This is a genomic window from Corynebacterium sp. HMSC27B11, assembly GCF_001815985.1.
In the GTDB taxonomy this organism is placed as follows: Bacteria; Actinomycetota; Actinomycetes; order Mycobacteriales; family Mycobacteriaceae; genus Corynebacterium.
Genome location: NZ_KV823578.1, coordinates 96,696 through 122,343, shown reverse-complemented (window position 1 = coordinate 122,343; position 25,648 = coordinate 96,696). Strand labels below are relative to the sequence as shown.

Here is a 25,648-nt window from a genome sequence, read left to right as displayed (position 1 = left end):
GCTTCACACCCTAGTCGGGTTGTTGCGAGGCGATGACTGTGGTGCCCCGCTGCCCGCCTCTCCCCTGTTCGGGAGCTCCACCACCACGCACCCAGCTCGCTTTGCACGCACGGTAGCCCATGAAGACATGAAAAAACCGCCCCGACGCGGAGCGCGTCGAAGGCGGTGGGAGGCTGAACGCCTCGGCTGGTTTTAGGAAGCCGCCGGTGCGTTGACGTCCTCCGGCAGAGCAGCCTTAGCAGCCTCGCACAGTGCGGTGAAGGCAGCGGCGTCGGAGACAGCCAGCTCGGCCAGGACCTTGCGGTCGACCTCGATCTCGGCCAGCTTCAGGCCCTGGATCAGGCGGTTGTAGGTCATGTCGTTCTGACGAGCAGCGGCGTTGATGCGCTGGATCCACAGCTTGCGGAACTCACCCTTGCGGGCGCGACGGTCGCGGAAGGCATAGGTCTTGGAGTGGAGCATCTGCTCCTTCGCCTTGCGGTACAGGCGGGAGCGCTGGCCCCGGTAGCCCTTCGCGGAATTCAGTACTTCGCGACGCTTCTTCTTTGCGTTCACAGAGCGCTTGACACGTGCCACGGTGATACGTCCTTTACTTCAGGTTGTTCTTTAGTATTTCGAGAAAAGGGGGAGGCTTAAGGTAATTAAGCCTTGCCCAGCAGGCGCTTCATGCGCTTGTTGTCGGCTGCGGACACGTCGGTGGTGCCCTTCAGGCGGCGGGTGCGGGTGGACGGCTTGCCCTCAAGAAGGTGGCGGCGGTAGGCGCGCTCGCGACGGAGCTTGCCGGAACCGGTGACCTTGATGCGCTTAGCGGTACCCTTGTGCGTCTTCTGCTTCATTGGTGAAAATCCTCTAGCAACGTTTGTGAACTACTGAGACTACTTCTTGCCCTTGTTGCGGACGGGGCCGAGAACCATCGTCATGTTGCGACCGTCCTGCTTCGGACGGGACTCAACCTGACCGACTTCCTCAACGTCAGCGGCAAGACGCTCCAGGAGGCGGAAGCCCAGCTCGGGGCGGGACTGCTCGCGACCACGGAACATGATCGTGACCTTGACCTTCGAGCCCTTCTCCAGGAAACGAACGACGTTGCCCTTCTTGGTCTCGTAGTCGTGGTCATCGATCTTCGGGCGGAACTTCTGCTCCTTGACCACAGTCTGCTGCTGATTACGTCGAGCCTCGCGGGCCTTCTGAGCCTGTTCATACTTGAACTTGCCGTAGTCCATGATCTTGGCCACGGGCGGCTTGGCGTTCGGCGCGACCTCTACAAGATCGAGGTCTGCTTCATAGGCCAGCTTGCGAGCATCGTCCGTCTTGACAATGCCGACCTGTTCTCCGTTGGGACCGACGAGTCGGACCTCGGGGACTCGAATTCGGTCGTTGATGCGAGCTTCAGCGCTGATGTGAACTCCTCAGTAGCAGTAGTAAGTGATCTTTACCGCAACTGCTTGTGAAGCCCTGAAAAATCCCCCGCGCCGGAGCGCCCAAATGAAAGCCCCTTCAATCATATGGAAGAGGCTGCGAGCATAAAGCTTCGCTTTGGACCCGAGCCCAGCCAGTGACGGCGGTCTAAGGTGGGAGAAAAAGAACTCCACTTGCAGCTTGTCGACACACGACAAGCGGTAGTGCTCATGAATATAGCACGCAGATCTTAGGCGGGCAACATGGGCGCGAGGTATGTCGCGGTATGGGAGCCGTCGACCTTCGCCACATCCTCCGGGGTCCCCTGGGCCACGACCGTGCCGCCACCCGAGCCACCCTCCGGACCCATGTCGATGATCCAGTCCGCGGACTTGATGACATCCAGGTTGTGCTCGATGATCAGCACCGTATTGCCCTTGTCCACCAGTCCCTGCAGGACCAGCATGAGCTTGCGAATGTCCTCAAAGTGCAGGCCAGTGGTCGGCTCGTCGAGGATGTAGATCGTCCGCCCGTTGGAGCGCTTCTGCAGCTCGGCTGCGAGCTTCACGCGCTGCGCCTCACCGCCAGACAGCGTGGTGGCCGCCTGGCCGAGGCGCACGTAGCCCAACCCAACATCCACGAGCGTGTTCAGGTAACGCGCGATCGCCGTGATCGGCTCGAAGAACTCCGCGGCCTCGGAGATCGGCATGTCGAGCACCTCGGCGATGTTCTTGCCCTTGTACTTCACCTCGAGCGTCTCGCGGTTGTACCGGGCACCGTCGCAGACCTCGCAGGGGACGTAGACGTCCGGAAGGAAGTTCATCTCAATCTTCAGCGTGCCGTCGCCGCGGCAGGCTTCGCAGCGCCCGCCCTTGACATTGAAGCTGAAACGCCCGGCCGTGTAGCCGCGCACCTTCGCCTCGGTGGTCTCCGCGAAGAGCTTGCGCACCCGGTCGAAGACACCGGTGTACGTCGCCGGGTTGGAGCGCGGGGTGCGCCCGATCGGGCTCTGGTCAACCTGCACGAGCTTGTCCAGCTGATCCAGGCCACTGACCTTCTTGTGGTGCCCCGGCACCAGGCGGGCACCGTTGAGCTGATTAGCCAGCGACCGCGCCAGAATGCCGTTGACGAGGGAAGATTTGCCCGAACCCGACACGCCGGTGATGCAGGTCATCACACCGAGCGGGATCGACACGTCCACCTTCTTGAGGTTATTTTCCTGCGCCCCGTGGATCGTCAGCATCCGCTCATTATCAATCTCGCGGCGGGACTCCGGCACCGCCAGTACCCGGCGCCCGGCGAGGTAATCGCCGGTCAGCGAATCCTCGGCATCAGTGATGCCCTTCGGTTCGCCGGAATACACGATATGCCCGCCGTACTCGCCGGCATTCGGGCCGATATCCACCAGCCAGTCCGCCGCACGGATCGTGTCCTCATCGTGCTCGACGACGATCAGGGTGTTACCCAGGTCGCGGAGGTTCTCCAGGGTCGTAATCAGCCGGGCATTATCCCGCTGGTGCAGGCCAATCGACGGCTCGTCCAACACGTAGAGCACGCCTGCCAGACCCGCACCGATCTGGGTCGCCAGGCGGATGCGCTGCGCCTCGCCACCGGAGAGTGTGCCCGCCGAACGGGACAGGGCCAGGTAGTCCAGGCCGACGTCCAGCAGGAACTTCAGCCGCGCCTGTGTCTCGCGCAGCACCGCACCGGCGATCATCTCCTGTCGCTTGTTCAGCGTGAGGTTATCCAGGAACTCGCTCGCCTCGGCGATGGACAGGTCGGATACGCCCGCGATGGACAGCTCCTTCTCCCCCGAGGCGATGGTCACGGCCAACACCTCCGGCTTCAGTCGCGCCCCCTTACACGTCGGGCACGCCACCTCGCGCATGTAGCTGCGGTAGCGCTCCTTGGACCAGTCGGAGTCGGTCTGGTCGAGCTTGCGCTTCAGGAATGGCATCACGCCCTCGAAGGGTGCGTTGTACCGGCGCTGGCGGCCGTAGCGGTTCTTGTAGCTCACGCTGATCGGGGTGGGGTGCCCCTTCAGGACAGCCTTCTGTTCGGCCTTCGTGAGCTCCGACCACGGGGTGCTCGGGTCGATGTCCAGCTCCTTGGACAGCGCGGTGATGAGCTTGTCGAAGTAGCGCGCGTTCGGGCTGGAGGTCCACGGCGCGATGGCCTTGTTCAGCGGGGCATCCTCGTCCGGGATGACGAGCATCTCGTCGACCTCGAGCTTGGTGCCCAGGCCGTCGCAGGCCGGGCAGGCACCAAATGGAGAGTTGAAGGAGAAGGCGCGCGGCTCGAGCTCGTCGAGCTGCAGGGCGTGGCCGTTGGGGCAGGCCATCTTCTCGGAGAAGCGGCGCTGCCGGTTCGGGTCATCTTCGTCGAGGTCGACGAATTCGATGACGACGACGCCGTCCGCGCGGCGCAGTGCCGTCTCGACGGAGTCGGTGAGTCGCTGCTTCTGGCTTTCCTTCACCTGGAGGCGGTCGATGACGACGTCGATGTCGTGCTTGACCTGCTTTTCCAGCTGCGGTGGATCGGTCAGGCGGTGGACCTCGCCGTCGACCCGAACGCGAGCGTAACCTTCCGCAGCGAGTTCCTCGAAGAGGTCAACGAATTCGCCCTTGCGGGTGCGCACGACCGGCGCGAGGACCTGGAACTTGGTGCCGGCCTCCATGGCCATGATCTGGTCCACGATTTCCTGCGGGGTTTGCCGCTGGATCACCTCGCCGCACTTCGGGCAGTGCGGGGTGCCGGTGCGGGCGAAGAGCAGGCGCAGGTAGTCGAAGATCTCGGTCACGGTGCCGACCGTGGACCGCGGGTTGTGGTTCGTCGACTTCTGGTCGATGGAGACCGCCGGCGAGAGGCCTTCGATGAAGTCGACATCCGGCTTGTCGAGGCGACCGAGGAACATGCGGGCATAGGAGCTGAGGGACTCGACGTAGCGCCGTTGCCCCTCAGCGAAGATGGTGTCGAAGGCCAGCGACGACTTCCCGGAACCGGACAGTCCCGTGAAGACGATCATTTTGTCCCTCGGCAGCTCGAGGTCCACCCCCTTGAGGTTGTGCTCGCGTGCACCGCGGACCAAAAGCTTCTCTGCCACTCGTCCTCCTGTTTGGCTTTGTCCCTGAGCCGCGCCTGGGTGGCGCGGGCTCAGGATGAGTTCATTCCCACTGTACGACAAGTAGATATGCTCGAGTTCATGCATATGTCACAGGTCAGTGAGTTCGGACATCTTTCCAACCCCCGAGATGTCGAGATTATTTCCACGGATGCCACGATCGTGGCGCGCACCTCAGTTGGCGAGATGGACAACAACGTCTACCTCATCGCCAGCGGCGGCAATGCGCTGCTCATTGACGCGGCTGCGGACGCTGAGCACATCCTGGCCCTGGCGGATCAGCTGCGGGTGACCATCACCGACGTCCTCACCACCCACCAGCATGGCGACCACGTGCAGGCGCTGGAGGAGGTTCTGGCGGCAACGGGGGCGCGTCACCACGCACCACGCAAGGAGGCCACCAACCTGCCAGCCCCGGCCGATGAGGTCTACGGCAACGACGAAGGAACCCCGGAGCTGCTGCGTTTGAAGGGTAACTGCTCGGAGTTGAAGATGACTGCGGTGGAGCTGCGGGGCCACACCCCGGGCGGCATCGCCGTGCACGTGGAACTGCCGGAAGACGCCCCACGCATGTTCGTCGGGGATAGCGTGTTCCCAGGCGGGGTCGGCAAAACGAACTCCCCGGAGGAGTTCCAGCAGCTGCTCTCGGACGTCACGCAGCGGGTGTTCAGCCTGCCCGACGGCACGCGGCTGCACCCCGGCCACGGCGACAGCACCACCGTCGGCGACGAGGCCCCGCACGTCGAGGAGTGGGCCGAGCGGGGCTGGTAATCCCGCGAAACGCGCAGCTGGCGCCCGGCCACTCGCGTAGACTTGATCCCCTAACGCTGGATAAAACTCCAGCTATCTTGCTACCCACACCGAAGGAGTCTTCATGCTTCGCAAGATCGCCCGTCCCCTGATGGCTTCGGCATTCATCGCCGATGGTGTCCAGATGGTGAAAAGCCCGCAGAATCACGCGAAGAACGCCGAGGTTGTGACCGGCACCCTGCGCAAGGTTCTGCCACCGCAGGCTGCTGGCCTGCTACCACGTGACGCGGAAACCAACGTGCGCATCGCGGGTGGCACCAAGATCGCCGCCGCTGCCCTGCTGGCCCGCGGTAAGGCGCCGCGCCTGGCCGCCGCAGCGCTCGCAGCCGCACACCTGCCTGCGATCCTGACCCGCCACGACATCAAGAACGTCGCCGGCAAGGGCGGCCAGAACACCCAGCTGACCACCCTCCTGGCGGACGTCGGCCTGCTGGGTGGCCTGTTGATCGCCGCCGAGGACACTGCCGGCAAGCCGGGCCTGGCATGGCGCGCGCAGCAGGCGCTGCCGGGCAAGTCCCAGCAGCAGGAGATGCTCGCCACCGCGCAGGACTACGCCAGCGACTTCTCCGAGAAGGCCCGCGAGCTGGCTTCTGAGGCCTCGGACAGCATCTCCTCTGCAGCGAGCGCTGTGAGCGACTACGTCGACGAGCACTCCGACGAGTGGCGCGACACCGCCTACCAGGTGCGCGACCAGGCGAGCGCGTATGCTGAGACCTTTGCTGAGGAGCTGCAGGACAGCACGAAGGGCCTGTCCAAGAAGGCAAAGAAGGCCAAGAAGAAGGCGAAGAAGCTCAAGTAAGCCCGTTGCACCGGAGGTAGATTGACCAGCCCCGCATCTCGCGGCACCACGAATAATGCCGACCGCTCGCTCGCAGAGGCCATCGCGAGCGAGCAGGACCATCTCGATGACCTGCTGGCTGAGGTGGACGCCACGACCGCCACGCTGAAGAAGCGACTGGCCAGTGTCCGAGCCACAGCAGATATCGATGACCCGCAGGGGCTGATGCGCCGCGACCGCGAGATCCAGGACATCTCGCAGCGACTGGATAACCTGTCCATCGCGGAGATCGGACTGATGTTCGGCCGCATCGACGTGGCCGATGAGGAGCCAGAGAATCCGGTGCCCGGCTCCCCCGATCTGGACCGCCGCTATATCGGGCGGCTGGGGCTGCACACCCGCGACGACGAGATGCGTACCCTCCTGATGGACTGGCGCGCACCGATGGCCCGCCCCTTCTACCTCGCCACCACCCTGCACCCAGATGGGGTGCACCTGCGCCGCCACATCAAGACTCGCGGGCGGAAGGTGACCCACGTCGCCGATGAGCGGCTCACCACCCGCGGCGAGGACCAGACGTCCTTAACTGAAAAGACGACGTCCGCGGCGGGAGGGGTGGCTCAGGAGGCCGCGCTGTTGGACGCGGTGAACGCGGCCCGCAGCACGCGGATGGGCGACATCGTGGAGACCATCGCCGCGGAGCAGGACGCCATCATCCGCAGCGAGCACCGCTCCGTCACCGTCGTCCAGGGTGCGCCGGGGACCGGGAAGACCGCGGTCGCGCTGCACCGCGCGGCCTACCTGCTGTACACGTGGCGCGAGCAGCTCGCGAAGACGGGCGTGCTCATCGTCGGCCCGAATGCGCGCTTCCTGGACTACATCTCGCAGGTGCTGCCCTCCCTGGGTGAGACCGGCGTGGTGCTGGCGACCCCGGGCACGCTCCTGCCGGGGGTGAAGACGCGGCCCGAACCGAGCCTGCTGGCCCGTGAGGTCAAGGGCAGCGCGGAGATGCTTCATATCCTGAAGCTGGCGGTGCAGTCCTGGCAGCAGGTGCCGGAGCAGCCGCGCGATTTCATGGTAGATGGCGTGGCCGTGGAGTTGAGCCCGAAGATGGTCCGCGCCGCCCGCACCCGGGCGCGACGTAGCCGCAAGCCCCACAACCAGGCCCGGCCACTGTTCGTGGATCATGCGATCAGTTCCCTGGCGGATGCGTTGGCGCAGACGATCGGGCGCGACCCCCTCGGCGGGGAGAACTTGCTGACCGCGGAAGACCGCACCAGCCTGCGCGATGACCTGCGCGAGGAGCCCGCGGTGGTGGCAGCGTTGGACGAGTTCTGGCCGGAACTCACGCCGGAGCAGGTGCTGGCCGACCTGTACGAGCATGCCGAGGAGATCGCCTCGGAGTACGACGAGGACACGATCCGCGGGCTGCAGGCCACCCCGCCGGTGGAGCTGGACGGTGGCCAGATCCTGTGGACTGCCGCAGATGCGCCGCTGCTCGACGAACTGGCGGACATGCTGGGCATCATCGACGACGAGGCGGCCGAGAAGGCGGAGCGTGAGGAGTGGCTGGCGAAGATCGCGGAGGCCCAGGACGCGCTGGACATCCTCACGGGCTCGGCGACCCAGGACTTGGACGATGGCTTCGCCCCGGAGATCCTCATGGCCTATGACGTCATCGACGCCGAGCAGCTAGCGGGTCGCCAGCGAGTACGCGACGCGCGCAGCACGGCGCAGCGTGCCGCCCAGGACCTGCGCTGGGCCTTCGGCCACGTCATCGTGGACGAAGCCCAGGAGCTTTCGGAGATGGACTGGCGGATGATCTTCCGCCGCTCCCCCAACCGGTGGATGACCGTGGTTGGTGATCCGGCACAGACGGGCAACCCGGCTGGCGTGGCCTCCTGGGGCGAGACCCTGGCTCCTTATGTGTCGGATCGCTGGGAGCTGAAGGAGCTCAGCGTGAACTACCGCACGCCGCAGGACATCGCGGACGTGGCCAATCAGTTGCTCCCCGAGATCGCCGCGGATCAGGAGCCCGCGATCGCGCTGCGCGGCACCGGCACGGGTGTGGCTTATGCGGCGCGGGCGGAGCTGGCGGGCGCGCTGCCCGAGATCGCGCGGCGGGCCGGCGAGGGCCTGGTGGGGATCATCACCAGCGATGCGGACCTGGACTGGGCACGCGGGAAGGTGACTGCGGCCTTGGGCGATGCGCTGGGCTCTGACCTGGTCGGCATCGACGCGGAGGTGCTGGTGGTCAGCACCGCCGAGGCGAAGGGCCTGGAGTTCGACGAGGTCGTGCTCGTCGAGCCCGCCGCGATCGTCGACGCCTCCCCACAGGGGCTGCAGGACCTCTACGTGGCAATCACCCGTGCGACCCAGGGTTTGAGCGTGTTCGCGGACCAGCCACTGCCCTGGGATCAGGGTTAAGCGCGCAGGTCAGGTTCTTTTTAGCGCGGCGGCATGACCAAGTGATCAACAAATTCTTAAAAAGCTCTTAGCTGGCTATAATCTCATTCAATCCACTCACCCGCTCCTCTCACCGGAGCCAGCACTTTAAGGAATGAGCATGAAGCGCAAGCTCGCCGTCGCCACCGCCACGGTCCTCTCCCTCGCCTTCCCCACCGCCATCGCCAACGCGGCTCCGGACCCAACCACCGGGGTGGAACTCGGTGTAAGCCAGAGCCAGTTCTCGGCGCTCCAGGCCCAGTTCAACCCAAGCCTCGCACGCACGGAGGGTCTCCGAGCCGTCCGTCAGCTCCGCGAGGAGATGTGGGACCTGAACCCTTACCTCAGCGTCAACGGATCCACTGGAACGAAGCTTCGCGATGTTGTGCGGGCCAAGGGTTGGAGCAAGACTGACTACATCAGCAACGTCTCGATTGATAGCGACCTCACGTGGATGGCTATTCAGCGCGCTTCCGAACAGGTCCACCGTTTCGAGCCCGCACACACTCGCCCCAACGGCGGGAACATCTGGGACGCCACGCGAAACGGTCGTCGTTCTAACGGCGAAATCCTCATGACCGGGACCGGTGTCACTCTCTCTGACGCGATCGTCAAGTACTGGGGCCATGGAGAACTTCGAGCACTCAATGCAAGCAAGGGCGAGGCGAATGCTCAGAGCGGCCACCTGCACACGCTCATTAATCCGGAAAACACATACTACGGATTTGGTCGAGTCAGTGGTCGTAAGAACGGTCAGGGCTCTGTCGACACCGTCATCGCGGGGCTCTCGGGCGTTGCACCAGCGAAGGCCCTCGCGAATGAGTCCAACACCCCGAACAAGACCTACAACACCTGGCTTTATAATGCTGCCGGTGACCGAAGGGATGTCACGGGAGTTAAGGACAACGCTCCGGGCCAATTCCCTTCTGGCATCACCAACCCAGGCGGCACCTCTGGGTCCAGTGGCGACATCGGCATGATCATCAGCATCATCCTGGGCACCATCTCGATCCTGGGCAGCATCTGGATGGCGATCCAGCAGTTCCTGCCCCGCTAAGTCGGCAGCCTCTGCGCAAGCCTGAACCCCGCGGAAAATTTTCCGCGGGGTTCTTCGCTACCTTGCCCCTAGCGTCCGCGCGCTGGCGGCGAGTCCGATGCGAGCGCTGGCACGGCGCGTCTAAGGATCCGGTTGCGCGCCTAGCCGACGGTGTGGACGATCATCACGTCGCAGTCGGATTGGCGTGCCACATCGGCCGGCACGGAACCCAGCAGGCGACCAGTCAGGGAGTTAATCCCCCGGTTACCCACCACGAGCAGGTCGGCTTTCTCCTCGGTCACAACGGCCATGAGCGCGTCCACCGGGGCGCCCTCCCGCAGTACAGCGCGCACCTTCTCGGCCCCCTCCTCGCGGGCGACCTCCATCGCGGAGCCCAGCACCTCCTCAGCGTGCCCGTCCCCCACGACCGGCGAAGACTCATCCCGGCGCGAGGCCTGGGCGTCAGCCTCCTTGGCGAAGTACGCCGACGCGAGCACCAGCTCCGAGCTAAAAGCCGCTGCGATTCCCGCCGCACGCCGGACGGCGAGGTGGGAGGATTTGGAGCCATCAGTGCCAACGACGATCTTTGAGAACATGCTCTTCATTCTATAGGCCAGCTTCCTTCATGCCCCGAAGTTCCTTATTCAGGTCCGCAATTTCATCACGCAGCCGGCCGGCCAGCTCGAATTTCAGCTCTCGTGCGGCTTCCTTCATCTGCGCGGTGAGGTCTTCGATGAGCTTTTCCAGCTGTGGGCGGGCCATGTCGCCACGGTCTTCCGCTCTGCCGAAGGTGGCCATGTCCCCTTCCACGCCGGTCGATGTGGACCCAGCGACCTCGCTGCCCGGCTCGCCGTAGCCTTCGGAGAATTCCTCGACCTGGTCCAGGATGTCGGCGATCTTCTTGCGCAGTGGCTGGGGGTCGATGCCGTGTTCCTCGTTATAGGCGATCTGCTTCGCCCGGCGCCGCTCTGTCTCGTCGATCGCGTTGCTCATCGACTCGGTGACGTTATCGGCGTACATGATGACCTCACCAGAGACGTTTCGAGCGGCACGGCCGATCGTCTGGATCAGTGAGCGGGTGGAGCGCAGGAAGCCTTCCTTATCCGCATCCAGGATCGCGACCAGGGAGACCTCCGGCAGGTCGAGGCCCTCGCGCAGCAGGTTGATGCCCACCAGCACGTCGAACTCCCCGAGGCGTAGCTGCCGCAGCAGCTCCACGCGCTTGAGGGTATCGATATCCGAGTGCATGTAGCGCACCCGCACGCCGTGTTCCAGCAGGTAGTCGGTGAGGTCCTCGGCCATGCGCTTGGTGAGGGTGGTGACGAGCACGCGCTCGTCCTTGTCCGTGCGCTTGCGGATCTCCTCGATGAGGTCATCGATCTGCCCCTCTGTGGGGCGCACCTCCACCTTCGGGTCCACCAGGCCGGTTGGGCGAATCACCTGCTCCACGAACTCGCCCTGGGCCGCGGCGATCTCGTAATCCCCCGGGGTGGCGGACATGTACACGCACTGGCCCTTGCGGTCGTCGAATTCTTCCCAGGTCAGCGGCCGGTTGTCCAGCGCGCTGGGCAGGCGGAATCCGTGCTCGACCAGGTTGCGCTTGCGGGACATGTCGCCCTCGAACATGCCGCCGATTTGCGGCACCGTCACGTGGGACTCGTCGATGATCGTGAGGAAGTCCTCCGGGAAGTAGTCGATCAGCGTCGCCGGGGCACTGCCGGCGGGTCGGCCGTCGATGTGCCGGGAGTAGTTCTCGATGCCGCTAGTGAAGCCCACCTGCTGGATCATTTCGAGGTCGTATTCCGTGCGCATCCGCAGCCGCTGCGCCTCCAGCAGCTTGCCGCGGTTCTCCAGGTCCTCCAGGCGCTCCGCCAGCTCCTCCCGGATGGCCTGCATCGCCTTTTCCATCCGCTCCGGCCCAGCGACGTAGTGGGTGGCCGGGAAGATGCGCAGTTCATCCACTTCGCGGATCACGTCGCCGGTCAGCGGGTGGATGTAGTAGAGCGCGTCGACGTCGTCCCCGAAGAACTCGACGCGGACGGCGAGCTCCTCGTAGGCCGGGATGATGTCCACCGTGTCGCCCTTCACGCGGAAGGCACCGCGGGTGAAGGAGACGTCATTGCGGTCGTACTGGATGTCGACGAGCAGGCGGAGGAACTGGTCGCGGTCGACCTCCTCGTCCACCCGCAGGACGACGGAGCGGTCCAGGTAGGACTGCGGGGTGCCCAGGCCGTAGATGCAAGATACGGAGCTGACGACGACCACGTCACGGCGGGACAGCAGCGCGGAGGTCGCGGAGTGGCGCAGGCGCTCGACGTCGTCGTTGATCGAGGAGTCCTTCTCGATATAGGTATCGGTCTGCGCGATATAGGCCTCGGGTTGGTAGTAGTCGTAGTAGGACACGAAGTACTCCACCGCATTATTCGGCAGCAGGGAGCGCAGCTCGTTGGCCAGCTGCGCGGCGAGGGTCTTGTTCGGCGCCATGACCAGGGTGGGGCGCTGCTGTTGCTCGATCAGCCAGGCTGCGGTCGCCGACTTACCCGTACCGGTCGCGCCCATGAGGACGACGTCGCGTTCGCCGCGGTTCAGCCGCTCGTCGAGTTCCGCGATGGCGGCTGGCTGGTCGCCCGCGGGTTCGTACTCGCTGATGACCTCGAATTCGGCATCGCTGCGCTCGACCTCCCCCACGGGGCGGAATTCGGAGTAGGACAGCTCGGGACGCTCTGCTGCAAAAGCCATGTGTCTATCCTAGGCAGCCCGCACGGTGGGCAGCCACCGGGCTGAGGTGTGGCTGGGCGGCCGGCTGGCAGGCACTGCGATGGCTGGGGCAGGGTCGCGGTACGCGCCCGGGGGTTACTGCCGGCCGAGCCGCTGGATTATTTCTCGCCGAGCTGTGGCGCGACGACCTGCTCCCAGAAGGTGTCGACCTGCTGGAGGAGCTGATCCCGGGTGCCGGAGTTATCCACCACGGAGTCCGCCGCAGCGAGGCGCTCCTCGCGGCTGATCTGTGCCGCGATGCGGCGGCGGGCGTCGTCCTCGTCCAGGCCACGGGAGTTGACCAGACGGTCGATGCGGATCTCGTCCGCCGCGTCGACGACGAGCACGTGGTCCATCTTCTTATACTCGCCGTTTTCGATGAGCAGCGGCATGTCGTAGACGAGCACCGGCACGGCCTCAGTGCGGGCCTGGGCGAAGCGCTCGAGGGTGCGTTCCCGGATGCGGGGGTGGGTGATGGAGTTCAGCTTCTCGGTGGCCTCCGGGGTGGCGAAGGCCTGCCGGGCGAGCTCGGCACGGTTGAGGGTGCCGTCCGCGTTGAGTACCCCGTCAAAGGCCTCAGCCAGCTCCGCGAGGGCTGGTTCGCCGGGTTCGACGATCTCGCGGGCGATCTTATCGGCGTCGACAATCCGGGCACCGAGGGTCTTCAGCCGACTGGCGACGGTCGTTTTCCCGGATCCGATGCCACCGGTGAGTCCGATGAGAAACATTGCGTCAATCCTAAGAGCTCAGCAGCAGACGATTAGCCGACTGCAGGCACTGTGCCCACGAGACAGTCACGTTGGTGTAGTCCACGCGCAGCTGATTTGCCGTATAAAAATCACCGTCGGTCACTGCCTGCTGCCACTGGCCAGCAATCTCGTCCGATTGGGCCTTGAGCTTCTTGCAGTTCTTCGGGTTGAGCATCAACGATCCGCCCGAACCCGCAGTGGGGCGTTCGATGTCTGGGAGTGGCTGGGCTTCCTCAGCCTTTGCCGGCGCTGCCCCGCCGCCGACACCTGCCGAGAGAGCGAGAGCTGCGGCCAGCGCAACGGTGGCGCGTTTCCGAAAAAGATTCATGCTCCTAAAGCTACATCACTTGAAGATCCCCGTTGTGATTGAATTAACACCATGACTGTTCTCTCCGGGCATCGCAGCCCTTCCCCTTTCGCCCGCCGTGGGACCAGGGGGATTCCTTCAGCTGTGGCTCCGGCACGGACGGCTGGCATTCAAATGCGATCTTCGAGTCAGACGACCGCGATCCGTCCAACGGCATTCACATCACCCGACCGGCCAACGGGGACCGTTCGGACGAGTTCCTCCCCCGTTCGCTGAAGATCGACGGCGTGGAGGATTTAAGGTCTTCGAGCTGTCGGTGATGTACCACCCGGAACAGGATGCCTGGCTCGCACTCTACGAGGCGCCGCAGGGCGTGGTGATTCGGAAGGCCGCCTCTCCGGAGGGGCCGTGGAGCGCGCCGAGGACGCTGGTCTCTCGCGCTCAGATCGGCGACCTCTACGGCGCGTTCATGTTCCCCCACCCGGTCGATGAGAACCTCTACTGGGTGGCCACGACGTGGAAGGACTACAACCCGGTCGTGTACAAGACCGACCTGGGTCGCGTGTTCCAGTAGAAGCACCTGTTATCGCTCATAGTCTGAGCACGCCAAAGGCGCCCCGCGGGCGAGGAGAACCCTCGCCCCGGGGCGCCTTCTCTTTCGCTATCGGCGCAGCTGGCTTAGCGCTCGACGATGGCGACGATGCCCTGGCCACCTGCTGCACAGATGGAGACCAGTGCGCGGCCGCCGCCGTTTTCCTCGAGCAGCTTCGCGGTGGTGGCGATGATGCGGCCACCGGTTGCGGCGAATGGGTGGCCAGCGGCCAGCGAGGAGCCCTTGACGTTGAGCTTGGAGCGGTCGATCGCACCCAGCGGCTTGTCCAGGCCCAAGCGCTCGCGACAGTACTCCTCGGACTCCCAAGCCTTCAGGGTGGCCAGGGTCTGGGAGGCGAAGGCCTCGTGGATCTCGTAGAAGTCGAAGTCCTGGAGGGTCAGGCCATTACGCTCCAGCATGCGCGGGACGGCGTAGGTCGGGCTCATCAGCAGGCCGTCCGGAGTCTTGCCATCGTGGCCGTGCAGGAAGTCCACGGACGCGACCTCGGAGTCCACCAGGTAGGCGCGGACCGGGAGGTTGCGCTCCTTGGCCCACTCCTCGGAGGAGAGCAGGACGGCGGACGCGCCGTCGGTCAGCGGGGTGGAGTTACCGGCGGTCATGGTGGCGGTGGTGCCGTGCTGTGCCGCGTCGCGCTTGCCGAAGACCGGCTTGAGCTTGGCCAGCTTCTCCGGGGTGGAGTCCGGGCGCAGGTTGGTGTCGCGCTGCACGCCGAGGTACGGGGTGATGAGGTCCTCGAAGAAGCCCTCGTCATAAGCCTTGGCCAGGTTCTGGTGGGAGGTCGCGGCGAACTCGTCCTGCTCCTCGCGGGTGATGTTCATCTCGCGGGCGGTGATCGCAGCGTGGTCACCCATGGACAGGCCGGTGCGCGGCTCGCCGTTGCTCGGCTGATCCGGTGCCAGCTGGGCCGGGCGGATGGAGCCGACCAGCTTCAGGCGCTGCTGGGTGGTCTTGGCCTGGGTCAGCTTGATGAGGGTCTTGCGCAGCTGGTCGCCTACCGCCAGCGGGGCATCGGAGGTGGTGTCCACGCCGGAGCCGATGCCGGACTCGATGCGGCCCGCACGGATGGCGTCGCCGACGGCGACGATGGCGGCCAGGCCGGTTCCACAGGCCATCTGCATGTCCATGGCCGGGGTGCTGTTGGCCAGGGAGGAGCCCAGTACAACCTCGCGAACCATGTTGAAGTCGCGGGAGTGCTTCAGAACCGCACCACCGGTGACCAGGCCGAGCTCTTCGTCCTGGAGGCCGTAGCGGGCGACGAGGCCCTCGATAGCCGCGGTGAGCATGTCCTGGTTAGATGCGTCCGCGTACTCCTTGTTGGAGCGGGCGAAAGGAATGCGGTTGCCGCCGAGGATGGCGACCTTCTTCTGGTTACCGTTCGTCATGATGGTTTTCACTCCGTCTCTAGAATGTGCACCAAAGTTGTGCGTCTCCCAACCGACTATAGAGACGTGCTGGGGCCTGGGTTAGAAAACGAAAATATAAAAATAATTTCACTAGATTTCACCCTCAGTGTGACCCCCGACACCGTAGAGTTGAAGTCACGTTCTTAAAAATCTTCTCCGGTCAGCGCGCTGTGCCCGCTAGCCCGCGCCTCGTCAGAAGGGCGCACCCAGCGCGCAGCAAGTTAACGTGACGTGAAGACCGGAAAGCGACAACCCGAAGGAGAATAAGTGTCTAAGACTTCCTCCCAGCACTCCGACCGTTACGGCGAGTTCATCGAGTCCCCGTTCGGCAACTTCCTGGCTGACAAGGTCGGCCTGCCGAAGCCTGAGAAGCTGCGCCGCTACAAGGCCGGCGAGCCAGCACTGCCGGGCCTCGTGCTCGTCGGCGGCCAGGGCCGCCTGATCGACCCGGTCACCTCCCTGCTGGATGCGGACTACGACCTGACCCGCGACTCCGGTGACAGCAAGTACGCCGCCTTCGTCTTCGACGCGACCGGCATCACCAAGCCAGAGGAGCTCCACCAGCTCTTCGACTTCTTCAACCCGGTGATGCGCAAGCTCGCCCCGAACGGCCGCATCGTCGTGCTCGGCACCACCCCGGAGCTGGCCGAGTCCACCGACGAGGCCATCGCCCAGCGCGGCCTCGAGGGCTTCAGCCGCTCCGTCGCCAAGGAGCTGCGCCGCGGCGCGACCGCCCAGCTGGTCTACGTCAGCCCGAAGCTCTCCGGCGACTTCACCGGCCTGGAGTCCACCCTGCGCTTCCTGCTCTCCGGCAAGTCCGCCTACGTCGACGCCCAGGTCATCCGCGTCGACGACACCGCAGCCACCGCACCGGCTAACTGGGATCAGCCTTCCGAGGGCAAGGTCGCCGTCGTCACCGGTGCTGCCCGCGGCATCGGCGCCACGATCGCCGAGGTCCTGGCCCGCGACGGCGCGAAGGTCATCTGCGTGGACGTCCCGCAGGCCGGCGACGGCCTGGCTGAGACCGCCAACCGCGTCAAGGGCACCTCCCTGCCGCTGGACGTCACCGCCCCGGACGCTGCCGACAAGCTCAAGGAGCACGCCGAGGCTCGCTTCGGCCAGGGCATCGACATCATCGTCCACAACGCCGGTATCACCCGCGACAAGCTGCTCGCCAACATGGACGACGCACGCTGGAACGCCGTCATGGCCGTGAACCTCATCGCCCCGGTCCGCATCACCGAGGGCCTGATCGCCAACGGTGGCCTCAACGACAACGGCCGCGTCATCGGCGTGTCCTCCATCGCGGGCATCGCCGGTAACCGTGGCCAGACCAACTACGGCACCACCAAGGCCTCCGTCATCGGCCTGGTCAACACCTTCAGCGAGAAGCTGGCGGACAAGAACATCACCGTCAACGCCGTGGCACCGGGCTTCATCGAAACCCAGATGACCGCCGCCATCCCGTTCGCGACCCGCGAGGCCGGCCGTCGCATGAACTCCCTCCAGCAGGGCGGCCAGACCATTGACGTTGCAGAGACCATCGCCTACTTCGCGGCACCGGCTTCCAACGCCGTGACCGGCAACGTGGTTCGCGTCTGTGGCCAGTCCCTGCTGGGCGCGTAAAACCCCTGCCCCGCTGACATCTTTTCAACTTCTTAAAGGAGGTTCCTGTGGCTGAGGTTTCCTACAAGGAACTGCCCAAGATTCCGGCTCTCATGGACGAGTACCGGAACGCAGTCAAGGACATTCTGCCGGTCGTCGGGTCCACGCGCTCCGCGAAGGACAACCCGAAGACCGCCTTCGAGGTCCGCGGCGTGAAGATCGACGTTCCGCACCTCGCGGCGTACTGCAGCGCGACGGATCTGCGGCTGACCAACGAGCTGCCGCTGACCTACCCGTACGTGCTCTCCTTCCCCATCGTGATGAAGGTCCTCACGGCTCCGGACTTCCCGTTCGGCGCTGTGGGCGCGGTGCACCTGAATAACGTCATCGAGCAGAAGCGCGCGCTGACGGTCGACGACGTGCTGGACATCAAGGTCCACGCCGAAAACCTGCGCGAGCACAACAAGGGTCTGCTCATCGACCTGGTCACCGAGATCACCTCGGGCGGCGAGATTGTGTGGCGCCAGGTCTCCGGCTTCCTGGCCAAGGGTGCGAAGCTATCGAGCTCCTCCCCGCTGGCAGGTGGCGAGAAGACCGATGGCGTGATCCTGCCGATCACCGAGCTGGCGGATCCGCGCCCGACCGCGAACGTGCGGGTCACCCCGTCCCAGATCAAGGACTACGCGGAGGCTTCGGGAGATAAGAACCCGATCCACGTCTCCGGCGTGGGTGCGAAGGCCTTCGGCTTCCCGGCGGTCATCGCGCACGGCATGTGGTCCGCCGCTCGCCTGCTGGCCACGCTGGAGGGAGAGATCCCGTCCGCGGCGCGCTACACGGTGCAGTTCGCTAAGCCGGTGACCCTGCCGGCCAATGTCGCGGTCTTTACCGAGAAGGCTGCCAACGGCGACTGGGACGTCCAGCTGCGCAAGGCATCCAAGCTGGACACGGTCCACGCAGCGGCGAAGATCGAGCAGCTCTAAGCCACTCGCTGTAACACTCCCCCTTTCGGCCGGTTCGCCTTCTCCGCGGGCCGGCCGAAAACTTTCCTTGGGAACAGCGACAATATGCCTAACCTACGCCGCGGTCGTTCACTAGGTGTGCAAAAACACGGACGGGTCCACGCCCCGCGGTGGGGCGGGGACTAACATGAGCATCATGGAGCAGGTACAGCAGGCCTTCTACGAGCAGATCACGATCGAGCCCGCCCGCATCCCCATCGTCATCCTTGCGGCGCTGGCGATCTATCTCTTCTTCCTGATCCTCGTGCGCCTCTTCGGCGTGCGCATCATGACGAAGATGAATGCCTTCGACGCGGTCGTCCTGGTCATGTTCGGCGCGGTATCGGGCCGTGTGGTCATCGGACACCCACCGACCCTTGCCGCGGGTGCGATCGGGTTGTTCACCCTCATGCTGTTGGAGGCGATCTTCGGTGCGGCGAGGAAGTCCACTGCCGTGAGCCGCGTCTTCGACGAGGATCCCCAGGCCGTCTTCGCGCACGGCCAGTACCTGGATCGGCAGCTGCGCCGCACCCATGTCTCCCGCGACGATCTGCGGATGGTCATGCGCCGCGCCGGAGTGGCAAGTCCGGCCGACGTCCAACTCATCATTCTGGAGCCCACCGGCGAGATGACCGTCTACAAAGCCGGCATCGTGATCGACCCGGAGATGCTGCGCGGGGTCGTGGGGCTCCCCTCAGGGTTTACGCAGCACGATCGCGAAAATCACTAGGACGATACCGGCCAGCTCCGTGAGGCTGATCCACTGCTTCAGCGCCACCGCACCCACCAGGGGCGCCACGGTCAGCAGTACGCGGGAAGAGCCCTGGTGAGAAAGCGATCCGAACATACCGTTGATCCTATCCAACCGCCTTCAAACACGAAGAAGGGCCCGCACCGTATGGTGCGGGCCCTGCTTTCAGCGCTCTAGCGTCGTTGTTTCAACTCCGCCAGAGCTGGTTGGTGCGATTTACTCGCCGCCGGCCAGCTTCTCGCGCAAAGCAGCCAGCTGCTCGTCGGAAGCCAGGGTGCCAGCGTCCTCGGCCGGAGCCTCGGCAGCCTTGGTTTCGGCGCCGGACTCGGAGGAGTAGCCGCCCTCGCCGTTGGCAGCAGCCTCTGCAGCTGCGGCGCGGTGGCGCTCGATCTGAGCTGCGTGCAGACGGTGGCGACGCTCGGACTCAGCGTAGCGAGCCTCCCAAGCCTCACGCTGCTCGTCGAAGCCCTCGAGCCACTCGTTGGTCTCCGGGTCGAAGCCCTCCGGGAAGATGTAGTTGCCCTGCTCGTCGTAGGAGTCGGCCATGCCGTACTTGGACGGGTCGAACTCCTCGGTGAAGTCCTCGTCAGCCTGCTTCAGGGACAGGGAGATACGACGACGCTCGAGGTCGATGTCGATGACCTTGACCATGACCTCTTCGCCAACGTTGACGATCTGGTCCGGGACCTCGACGTGGCGCTCAGCCAGCTCGGAGATGTGAACCAGGCCCTCGATGCCTTCCTCGACGCGGACGAATGCGCCGAACGGAACCAGCTTGGTGACCTTGCCCGGAACGATCTGGCCGATCGCGTGGGTGCGGGCGAAGACGCGCCATGGGTCTTCCTGCGTTGCCTTCAGGGACAGGGAGACGCGCTCGCGGTCCAGGTCGACGTCCAGAACCTCGACGGTGACCTCGTCGCCGACGGTGACGACCTCAGACGGGTGGTCGATGTGCTTCCAGGACAGCTCGGAAACATGGACCAGGCCGTCAACGCCGCCGAGGTCAACGAATGCACCGAAGTTGACGATGGAGGACACGACGCCCTTGCGGACCTGGCCCTTCTGCAGCTGGTGCAGGAACTCGGAGCGGACCGCGGACTGGGTCTCCTCCAGGTATGCACGGCGGGACAGCACGACGTTGTTGCGGTGCTTGTCCAGCTCGATGATCTTGGCCTCGATCTCCTGGCCGATGTACGGCTGCAGGTCGCGGACGCGGCGCATCTCGACGAGGGAAGCCGGCAGGAAGCCACGCAGACCGATGTCCAGGATCAGGCCGCCCTTGACGACCTCGATGACGGTACCGGTGACCGGCTCGTCGTTCTCCTTGAGCTGCTCGATGGCGCCCCAAGCGCGCTCGTACTGGGCACGCTTCTTGGACAGGATCAGGCGCCCCTCCTTGTCCTCCTTGGTGAGGACCAGAGCGTCGATCTCGTCGCCAACCTCGACAACCTCATTCGGGTCGACGTCGTGCTTGATGGACAGCTCACGGGACGGGATTACGCCCTCGGTCTTGTAGCCGATGTCCAGCAGGACCTCGTCGTGATCGACCTTGACGATGGTGCCCTCGACGATATCGCCATCATTGAAGTACTTGATGGTCTCATCGACGGCGGCGAGGAAATCCTCAGCGGAGCCAATGTCGTTGATGGCTACCTGAGGGACGTTGTTGGTTGGCATATGGAAGTGTTCTCCGAAACGGAAATCAAATAGAAATGGACAGGGTCAAACTGCGCCTTTCGACGCGTAACGTACTGAAGGTTACACGAGAGGCTTTAGCTGCACAAACACCTGTTTTGCAAATTCCTCGGTCGTGGCAGGACGACGCGCCCCTTGCGCCTCACTCGCCACAGCAGGCTCATCAGTCACAGGCGTTGCGGTCTCGGGGTCTGCTGCGGCAGCCTCGCGGAGCAGATCAGCAGTCGGTGCCTTGATTACTGCCTCGCGTACCGCGCCTTCCAGAAGCTCCGCAGCTTGCGGATAACCCAAGGAGTCGAGCATCTGCGCGGCGGAGTTCATGATGCCCGCCGGGTTGGCGATGCCCTGCCCCGCGATATCCGGGGCGGAACCGTGCGCCGCCTGTGCCATGACCTGCGACTCGCTGGCGTTGATACTGCCCGCAATCCCCAGCGAACCACCCAGCCCACCGGCCAGGTCGCTCAAGATATCGCCGAACATGTTCTCGGCCACGATCGTTGCATAGCGCTCCGGGCGGGTCACCAGCTCCGCGCACAGGGCGTCGATATGAACGGGCTGAACCTCGACCCCGAACTCTTCCACGCAAGCCTTCGCCTCGGCGACGTAGCGCCCCGAGGTCTCGGTCAGCACGTTGGACTTGTGCGCCACCGTGAGCACCCCGTCGCGGGCGGCGGCGATGGCGGCGGCGCGACGGACGATGCGGCGGATCTTAGTCTGGGTGAAAACGCCGATCGCGAGGGAGACTTCACCGTTGACCGTGACATCGCCGCTGCCCACCAGCATGTTGCGGTCGGCGTACATGCCCTCGGTGTTCTCCCGGACGATCACCACATCCAGATCCGGGTGCACCGCCCCTGGCACGCCACGCACCGGGCGAATATTCGCCCACAGGTCCGCCTGCTTGCGCAGATGAGCAGAAGGATTGAGCTGGCCCGCCACGCTCGGCGGATAAGACACATTGTCATGGGGACCCAAGATCCAGCCGTCCAAGCCAGTGATGGTCTCCCACGTCTCTTCCGGCACGACTCTTCCGGTGGCGTCGATCGCCTCGCGGCCCAGCAGCAGCGGCACGAACTCCGGTACCGCCTCCCCACTGACCTGTAGCGCGAGCTCCACCGCCTGCACCGTAGGTGCAACGATCTCCGGGCCGATGCCCTCGCCCTGCCATACTCCGAGACGACAAGTTTCTGTGTTTGCCATGCCCTCCACCCTAGGGCTCGCAGACCGGCCGAGCACAGGGTGTTCACATTATTTTTGCCTGCTGCCCGAACCTGACGTCCTGAAATAAACCCAGCGTGCCTGGTGTCTTTTGCAAGGATTCGGCCGTAAAGTACCTCGGGTGACTGATTACTCTTCGCACTCCGCAGCATCGGAGCAAGCCCCGGCCGACACGGCCGACAGCTCCAGCGGCGTGAGCTTTGACAAGACCAAACCCTCCGCGCTCACGATCATCCTCAACGCGATTCGCGGCGGCCTGATTGGCCTGGCCGAGCTCGTGCCAGGTGTGTCCGGCGGCACGATCGCGCTGGTGACCGGCGTGTACGAGCGCGTGCTCTATAACGCCAACGTCTTCCTCGACGGGGTCAAGGCCTTGCCGAAGGACCGGGCAAAGGCGGGCCAGCGTTTCCGCGACGTGGACTGGTGGCTGCTGATCCCGATGCTCATCGGCATGGGACTGATCGTGGTCCTCACGGCGGGGCCAATGAAGGACTTCGTCACCAACCAGCCAGTCGCAGCGCGTGCACTGTTCCTCGGCATGGTGATGGTCTCTATCGCCGTGCCACTGCTGATGATCGACTGGAAGAGCTCTTCGGCGAGCTGGGCGAAGGTGCTGCCGATGATGGGCATCTTCGCGGTGCTGACGTTCTGGGCCACCGGGTTCACCAGCAGCACGCAGCGTGAACCACACCTGATCATCGTGTTCCTCGCTGCAGCGGTCGCGATCTGTGCGCTGGTGCTGCCCGGCGTGTCAGGCTCCTTCTTCCTGCTGGCCGTCGGCCTTTACGAGGCCACACTCGGCGCGGTGGACGAGCGTAACTTCACCTACCTGGGTGTGTTCGCCCTCGGCGCGCTGACGGGCATCGTGCTCTTCGTCCGCCTGCTGGAGAAGATGCTCAACGAGCACCGCACCGTCACGCTGGCTGCGATGGCCGGTCTGCTGTTGGGAAGCCTGCGCGCGCTGTGGCCGTGGCAGGACGACGCCGCTGGTCTGCTCGCCCCGGGCGAGAATGTCGGTGGTGCCATTGTTCTGTTCGTGCTGGGGGCAGCGATCGTAGCTGCGATGGTTATCGCGGAACGGCGCTTCGGGGGCGACAAAACCGAAGCCACCGCAACGTCCTAGAAGGCGTCTGTAACAAGGCGAGAAACCCCACGGTGAATGATTGAACTGATCACCGTGGGGTTTCGCATTGCTGTGGGGGTAGCGCCACACGCACGGGGTGGCGCCACACGCACGTCGCGGCGGCGCTGTGGCGGCGATGCTACAACGCTGGGGCGAAGGCTAGTGCCCGGCGAGATCCCAGTTCTCGCCGTGGCCTGCGGAGACATCCAGGGGGACCCGCAGGCTGGCTGCCGAATCCATGTTCTCCTCCAACAGCTGCTGGATCTGCTCGAGCTCACCGGGCGCGATCTCCAGCACGAGCTCATCATGGACCTGCAGCAGCACCCGGGACTTCAGATTCGCATTGCGCAGCGCGCGATCCACCCGCAGCATCGCAAGCTTGATGATGTCCGCAGCCGTACCCTGAATCGGCGCATTGAGGGCGGCACGCTCGGCATTCTCCCGAGCCACCCGGTTCGAGCTGGCCAGCTCAGGCAGGTAGCGGCGGCGACCGTAGAGCGTCTCTGTGTAACCGGTTTCCTTCGCCGCCTCGACGACCTTATCCAGGTAGCGCTTCACGCCACCGAAACGGTCGAAGTAGTTCTCCATGATCCCCTTGGCCTCGCCCGGGCTGATGCCCAGCTGCTGGCTGAGACCGAAGGCGGAGAGGCCGTAAACCAGGCCATAGCTGAGAGCCTTGACGCGACGACGCAGCTCCGGGGTGACCTCGTCCACGGGGACGTCGAAAACTCGGGAACCGACGTAGTTGTGCAGGTCCTCCCCTGCCCGGTAGGCCTCGATCAGGCCTGCGTCCTCGGAAAGGTGCGCCATGACACGCATCTCAATCTGCGAGTAGTCGGCGGTCAGCAGGGTCTCGTAGCCCTCTCCGACGCGGAACGCGGAACGGATCTTGCGGCCCGCTTCCGTGCGCACGGGGATGTTCTGCAGGTTCGGTTCCGAGGACGATAGTCGGCCGGTCGCCGCTCCCTTCTGGTTGAAGGTAGTGCGGATGCGGCCGTCGCCGTCGATGGCGTTGATGAGACCGTCGATGGTGCTCTTCATCTTCTGGTACTCACGGTGCGCCATGAGGTGGTTGAGGAAGGGGTGTTCGGTCTGCTGCTGCAGCTTCTCCAGCTCCGCGGCGGCCGTCGAGTACCCCGTCTTCGTCTTCTTGGTCTTCGGCAGGCCAAAGTCCTCGAAAAGTACCTTCTGCAGCTGCTTGGGGCTGGAGAGGTTGAGCTGATCGTCCTCGGCGAGTTCGCGGGCGGCGCTGACCTCGTCGGCGATCTGGGCTTCGTATTCGGCGGCGAGCTCCTCGAGGGCGGCCTTATCCACCGCGATGCCGTGGGCCTCCATCTCCGCCAGGATGTGGGTCAGGGGCACCTCCATGGAGAAGTAGAGCTCGGCCTGGCCGGCGTCCGTGAGCTCCTGGTTCATGATCCCGACCAGCTCGCGGACGGCCTGGGCACGCTCCAGGCTGCCCGAGTTTTCGGGCAGGTCGCGGCCCGCGTGGCGCTGCAGCACGTCTCCCAGCGACCAGCTGCGCAGGTCCGGGCGGACGAGGTAGGCGGCCACGGAGGTGTCATGTTCCACCCCGTCGAGGGCGAAGCCTTGCTGCCGCAGTGCGTGGAAGCTCTGCTTGGAATCGTGGAACCACTTCGGCGCGCCACGGTCGGCAAGCCAGGTGCGCAGAACCTGCTCGTCCTTCGCATCCAGGGCGGCAAGGTCAAGCTTTAGGCCTTTATTTTCGGCGCTGAGCAGGCCGAGTGTCTCACCGTCAATGTCGACGGCGAGAGCCTCGGCGACCGCGTCACGGCCCTCCTGGTAGGCGGCGTTCTTCTTCAGCCAGTTGGCGAGTTTGCCGGGGGTCAGATCTTCCTCGGTGATGGGGATGCTCGCGGTGTCCTCGAATTCCACCCCGAGGGTGCGGAAAGTGCGGTTGCGCAGCGTGTTGCCGAACTGCAGCTTCTCGAAGATCGCCAGCGCGTCGTTCGGGTCGATCTCCGCCGGCTTCAGCGTGTCCAAGCTGTCCACCATGTCCAGGTCCCGGACCATCTCTGTGATCTTCCGGGCCAGCTGGACGTCGGCGACATAGGCGCGCAGGTTCTCGCCCACCTTGCCGCGTATGTCGTCCATGTTGTCGATGACGCCGTCCAGGGAACCGTACTTCTGGATCCACTTCTGGGCGGTCTTCGGTCCCACACCCGGCACGCCCGGCATGTTGTCCGAGGTATCGCCGCGAAGTGCCGCGAGATCCGGGTACTGCTTCGGGGTCACGCCGTACTTCTCTTCCACGGCCTCCGGGGTGAAGCGGTGGAGCTCGGAGACCCCGCGCAGGGTGTAGAGGACGGTGACGTCGTCCTCGACAAGCTGCAGGGAGTCGCGGTCACCGGTGCAGATGAGGGTGTTCATGCCCGCGTCATGGCCCTGGGTGGCTAGCGAGGCGATGATGTCGTCCGCCTCGTAGCTCTCCTTATCCAGGGTGGTGATGCCGAGCGCCTTCAAGGTCTCGCGGATCAGCTCGATCTGGCCCTTGAACTCCGGCGGTGTGGACGGGCGCTGCGCCTTGTACTCGGGGAACTCCGCCTCCCGGAAGGTCGGGCCCGAAAGGTCAAAGGCGGCGGCGATGTGGGTGGGCTTTTCCTGTTCCACCAGCCCCAGGAACATCCCCAGGAATCCGTAGACGGCGTTGGTGTGCTGCCCGCCGGTCGTCGAGAAGTTCGCCGCCGGGAGGGCGTAGAACGCCCGGAAGGCAAGCGAATGCCCGTCGAGGAGGAGCAGGGTTTCTTCAGATTTACCACCGGTTGTCATGCCCGCCATCCTACTGAACCGCACCCCGCCCGCTGTTTTGTGCCCACCTGG

22 protein-coding genes are annotated in these 25,648 nt (G+C 64.7%); 9 read left to right on the top strand and 13 right to left on the bottom strand.

Annotated features, from left to right (window positions below):
• Nucleotides 1-192: 192 nt before the first annotated feature.
• The 4 genes from rplT to uvrA all read right to left on the bottom strand — a co-directional run bounded on the left by rplT (nucleotide 193) and on the right by uvrA (nucleotide 4,501).
• The gene (gene rplT / locus HMPREF3097_RS08905; RefSeq protein ID WP_012360369.1) at nucleotides 193-576 is read right to left on the bottom strand and encodes a 50S ribosomal protein L20; all 384 of its coding nucleotides are present in this window, start codon (nucleotides 574-576) and stop codon (nucleotides 193-195) included.
• Between the two features lie 65 nt (nucleotides 577-641).
• Nucleotides 642-836 carry a 50S ribosomal protein L35 gene (rpmI, locus tag HMPREF3097_RS08900; RefSeq protein WP_012360370.1) on the bottom strand — a complete coding sequence of 65 codons (195 nt, stop codon included), beginning with the start codon at nucleotides 834-836 and terminating at the stop codon, nucleotides 642-644.
• A 39-nt stretch (nucleotides 837-875) separates the two neighbouring features.
• On the bottom strand, nucleotides 876-1,400 hold the full coding sequence (gene infC / locus HMPREF3097_RS08895; RefSeq protein WP_081477610.1) for a translation initiation factor IF-3: 525 nt from the start codon (nucleotides 1,398-1,400) through the stop codon (nucleotides 876-878).
• Nucleotides 1,401-1,648: 248 nt separating this feature from the next.
• Nucleotides 1,649-4,501, bottom strand: coding sequence for an excinuclease ABC subunit UvrA (uvrA, locus tag HMPREF3097_RS08890; RefSeq protein WP_070761945.1), 2,853 nt, complete (start codon nucleotides 4,499-4,501; stop codon nucleotides 1,649-1,651).
• Between the two features lie 105 nt (nucleotides 4,502-4,606).
• Here uvrA and HMPREF3097_RS08885 point away from each other — a divergent pair, with 105 nt between their 5' ends.
• The 4 genes from HMPREF3097_RS08885 (at nucleotide 4,607) to HMPREF3097_RS08870 (ending at nucleotide 9,609) form a co-directional block, all read left to right on the top strand.
• Entirely contained in the window at nucleotides 4,607-5,290 is a 684-nt protein-coding gene (locus HMPREF3097_RS08885) for an MBL fold metallo-hydrolase (RefSeq protein ID WP_070761964.1), read from the top strand.
• 103 nt (nucleotides 5,291-5,393) lie between these two features.
• A complete protein-coding gene (locus HMPREF3097_RS08880) occupies nucleotides 5,394-6,128 on the top strand; it encodes a DoxX family membrane protein (RefSeq protein WP_012360375.1) in 735 nt (244 codons plus the stop codon).
• Between the two features lie 21 nt (nucleotides 6,129-6,149).
• Entirely contained in the window at nucleotides 6,150-8,534 is a 2,385-nt protein-coding gene (locus HMPREF3097_RS08875; protein ID WP_070761944.1) for a HelD family protein, read from the top strand.
• A gap of 139 nt (nucleotides 8,535-8,673) precedes the next feature.
• A complete protein-coding gene (locus HMPREF3097_RS08870; protein ID WP_070761943.1) occupies nucleotides 8,674-9,609 on the top strand; it encodes a CAP domain-containing protein in 936 nt (311 codons plus the stop codon).
• Between the two features lie 140 nt (nucleotides 9,610-9,749).
• On the opposite strand, the gene HMPREF3097_RS08865 is transcribed toward HMPREF3097_RS08870, so the two are convergent.
• The 4 genes from HMPREF3097_RS08865 to HMPREF3097_RS08850 form a co-directional block, all read right to left on the bottom strand.
• A complete protein-coding gene (locus HMPREF3097_RS08865) occupies nucleotides 9,750-10,193 on the bottom strand; it encodes a universal stress protein (protein ID WP_070761942.1) in 444 nt (147 codons plus the stop codon).
• 1 nt (nucleotide 10,194) lies between these two features.
• The gene (gene uvrB, locus HMPREF3097_RS08860; RefSeq protein WP_070761941.1) at nucleotides 10,195-12,327 is read right to left on the bottom strand and encodes an excinuclease ABC subunit UvrB; all 2,133 of its coding nucleotides are present in this window, start codon (nucleotides 12,325-12,327) and stop codon (nucleotides 10,195-10,197) included.
• 137 nt (nucleotides 12,328-12,464) lie between these two features.
• Entirely contained in the window at nucleotides 12,465-13,073 is a 609-nt protein-coding gene (gene coaE / locus HMPREF3097_RS08855) for a dephospho-CoA kinase (protein ID WP_070761940.1), read from the bottom strand.
• A 10-nt stretch (nucleotides 13,074-13,083) separates the two neighbouring features.
• The gene (locus HMPREF3097_RS08850) at nucleotides 13,084-13,422 is read right to left on the bottom strand and encodes a hypothetical protein (protein WP_012360381.1); all 339 of its coding nucleotides are present in this window, start codon (nucleotides 13,420-13,422) and stop codon (nucleotides 13,084-13,086) included.
• A 298-nt stretch (nucleotides 13,423-13,720) separates the two neighbouring features.
• Between HMPREF3097_RS08850 and HMPREF3097_RS09995 the strand changes: the two genes are divergently transcribed.
• A complete protein-coding gene (locus HMPREF3097_RS09995; RefSeq protein WP_070761939.1) occupies nucleotides 13,721-13,975 on the top strand; it encodes a DUF4185 domain-containing protein in 255 nt (84 codons plus the stop codon).
• A gap of 104 nt (nucleotides 13,976-14,079) precedes the next feature.
• On the opposite strand, the gene HMPREF3097_RS08840 is transcribed toward HMPREF3097_RS09995, so the two are convergent.
• Complete coding sequence (locus tag HMPREF3097_RS08840; RefSeq protein ID WP_070761938.1) at nucleotides 14,080-15,396, bottom strand: acetyl-CoA C-acetyltransferase; 1,317 nt, start codon at nucleotides 15,394-15,396, stop codon at nucleotides 14,080-14,082.
• Nucleotides 15,397-15,684: 288 nt separating this feature from the next.
• Here HMPREF3097_RS08840 and HMPREF3097_RS08835 point away from each other — a divergent pair, with 288 nt between their 5' ends.
• From HMPREF3097_RS08835 to HMPREF3097_RS08825, 3 genes are all read left to right on the top strand, one after another.
• Nucleotides 15,685-17,043: a 3-oxoacyl-ACP reductase gene (locus HMPREF3097_RS08835; protein ID WP_070758125.1), complete on the top strand. Its 1,359-nt coding sequence runs from the start codon at nucleotides 15,685-15,687 to the stop codon at nucleotides 17,041-17,043.
• Nucleotides 17,044-17,090: 47 nt separating this feature from the next.
• Complete coding sequence (locus HMPREF3097_RS08830; RefSeq protein WP_070761937.1) at nucleotides 17,091-18,002, top strand: MaoC family dehydratase; 912 nt, start codon at nucleotides 17,091-17,093, stop codon at nucleotides 18,000-18,002.
• Nucleotides 18,003-18,168: 166 nt separating this feature from the next.
• Entirely contained in the window at nucleotides 18,169-18,750 is a 582-nt protein-coding gene (locus HMPREF3097_RS08825; protein WP_070761936.1) for a DUF421 domain-containing protein, read from the top strand.
• On the opposite strand, the gene HMPREF3097_RS09705 is transcribed toward HMPREF3097_RS08825, so the two are convergent.
• The 3 genes from HMPREF3097_RS09705 to HMPREF3097_RS08815 all read right to left on the bottom strand — a co-directional run bounded on the left by HMPREF3097_RS09705 (nucleotide 18,715) and on the right by HMPREF3097_RS08815 (nucleotide 21,666).
• Nucleotides 18,715-18,867, bottom strand: coding sequence for a hypothetical protein (locus tag HMPREF3097_RS09705; protein WP_246821353.1), 153 nt, complete (start codon nucleotides 18,865-18,867; stop codon nucleotides 18,715-18,717). The genes HMPREF3097_RS08825 and HMPREF3097_RS09705 overlap by 36 nt on opposite strands.
• Nucleotides 18,868-18,987: 120 nt before the next feature.
• Entirely contained in the window at nucleotides 18,988-20,448 is a 1,461-nt protein-coding gene (rpsA, locus tag HMPREF3097_RS08820) for a 30S ribosomal protein S1 (RefSeq protein ID WP_012360388.1), read from the bottom strand.
• 81 nt (nucleotides 20,449-20,529) lie between these two features.
• Nucleotides 20,530-21,666: an isocitrate/isopropylmalate family dehydrogenase gene (locus HMPREF3097_RS08815; protein ID WP_070761935.1), complete on the bottom strand. Its 1,137-nt coding sequence runs from the start codon at nucleotides 21,664-21,666 to the stop codon at nucleotides 20,530-20,532.
• 109 nt (nucleotides 21,667-21,775) lie between these two features.
• On the opposite strand from HMPREF3097_RS08815, the gene HMPREF3097_RS08810 reads away from it, so the two are divergent.
• Complete coding sequence (locus HMPREF3097_RS08810) at nucleotides 21,776-22,807, top strand: DUF368 domain-containing protein (protein ID WP_070761934.1); 1,032 nt, start codon at nucleotides 21,776-21,778, stop codon at nucleotides 22,805-22,807.
• A 159-nt stretch (nucleotides 22,808-22,966) separates the two neighbouring features.
• Here the strand turns inward: HMPREF3097_RS08810 and polA are convergent, their stop codons facing one another.
• Nucleotides 22,967-25,606, bottom strand: a complete 2,640-nt coding sequence (gene polA, locus HMPREF3097_RS08805) for a DNA polymerase I (RefSeq protein WP_070761933.1) — start codon at nucleotides 25,604-25,606, stop codon at nucleotides 22,967-22,969.
• Nucleotides 25,607-25,648 lie beyond the last annotated feature (42 nt).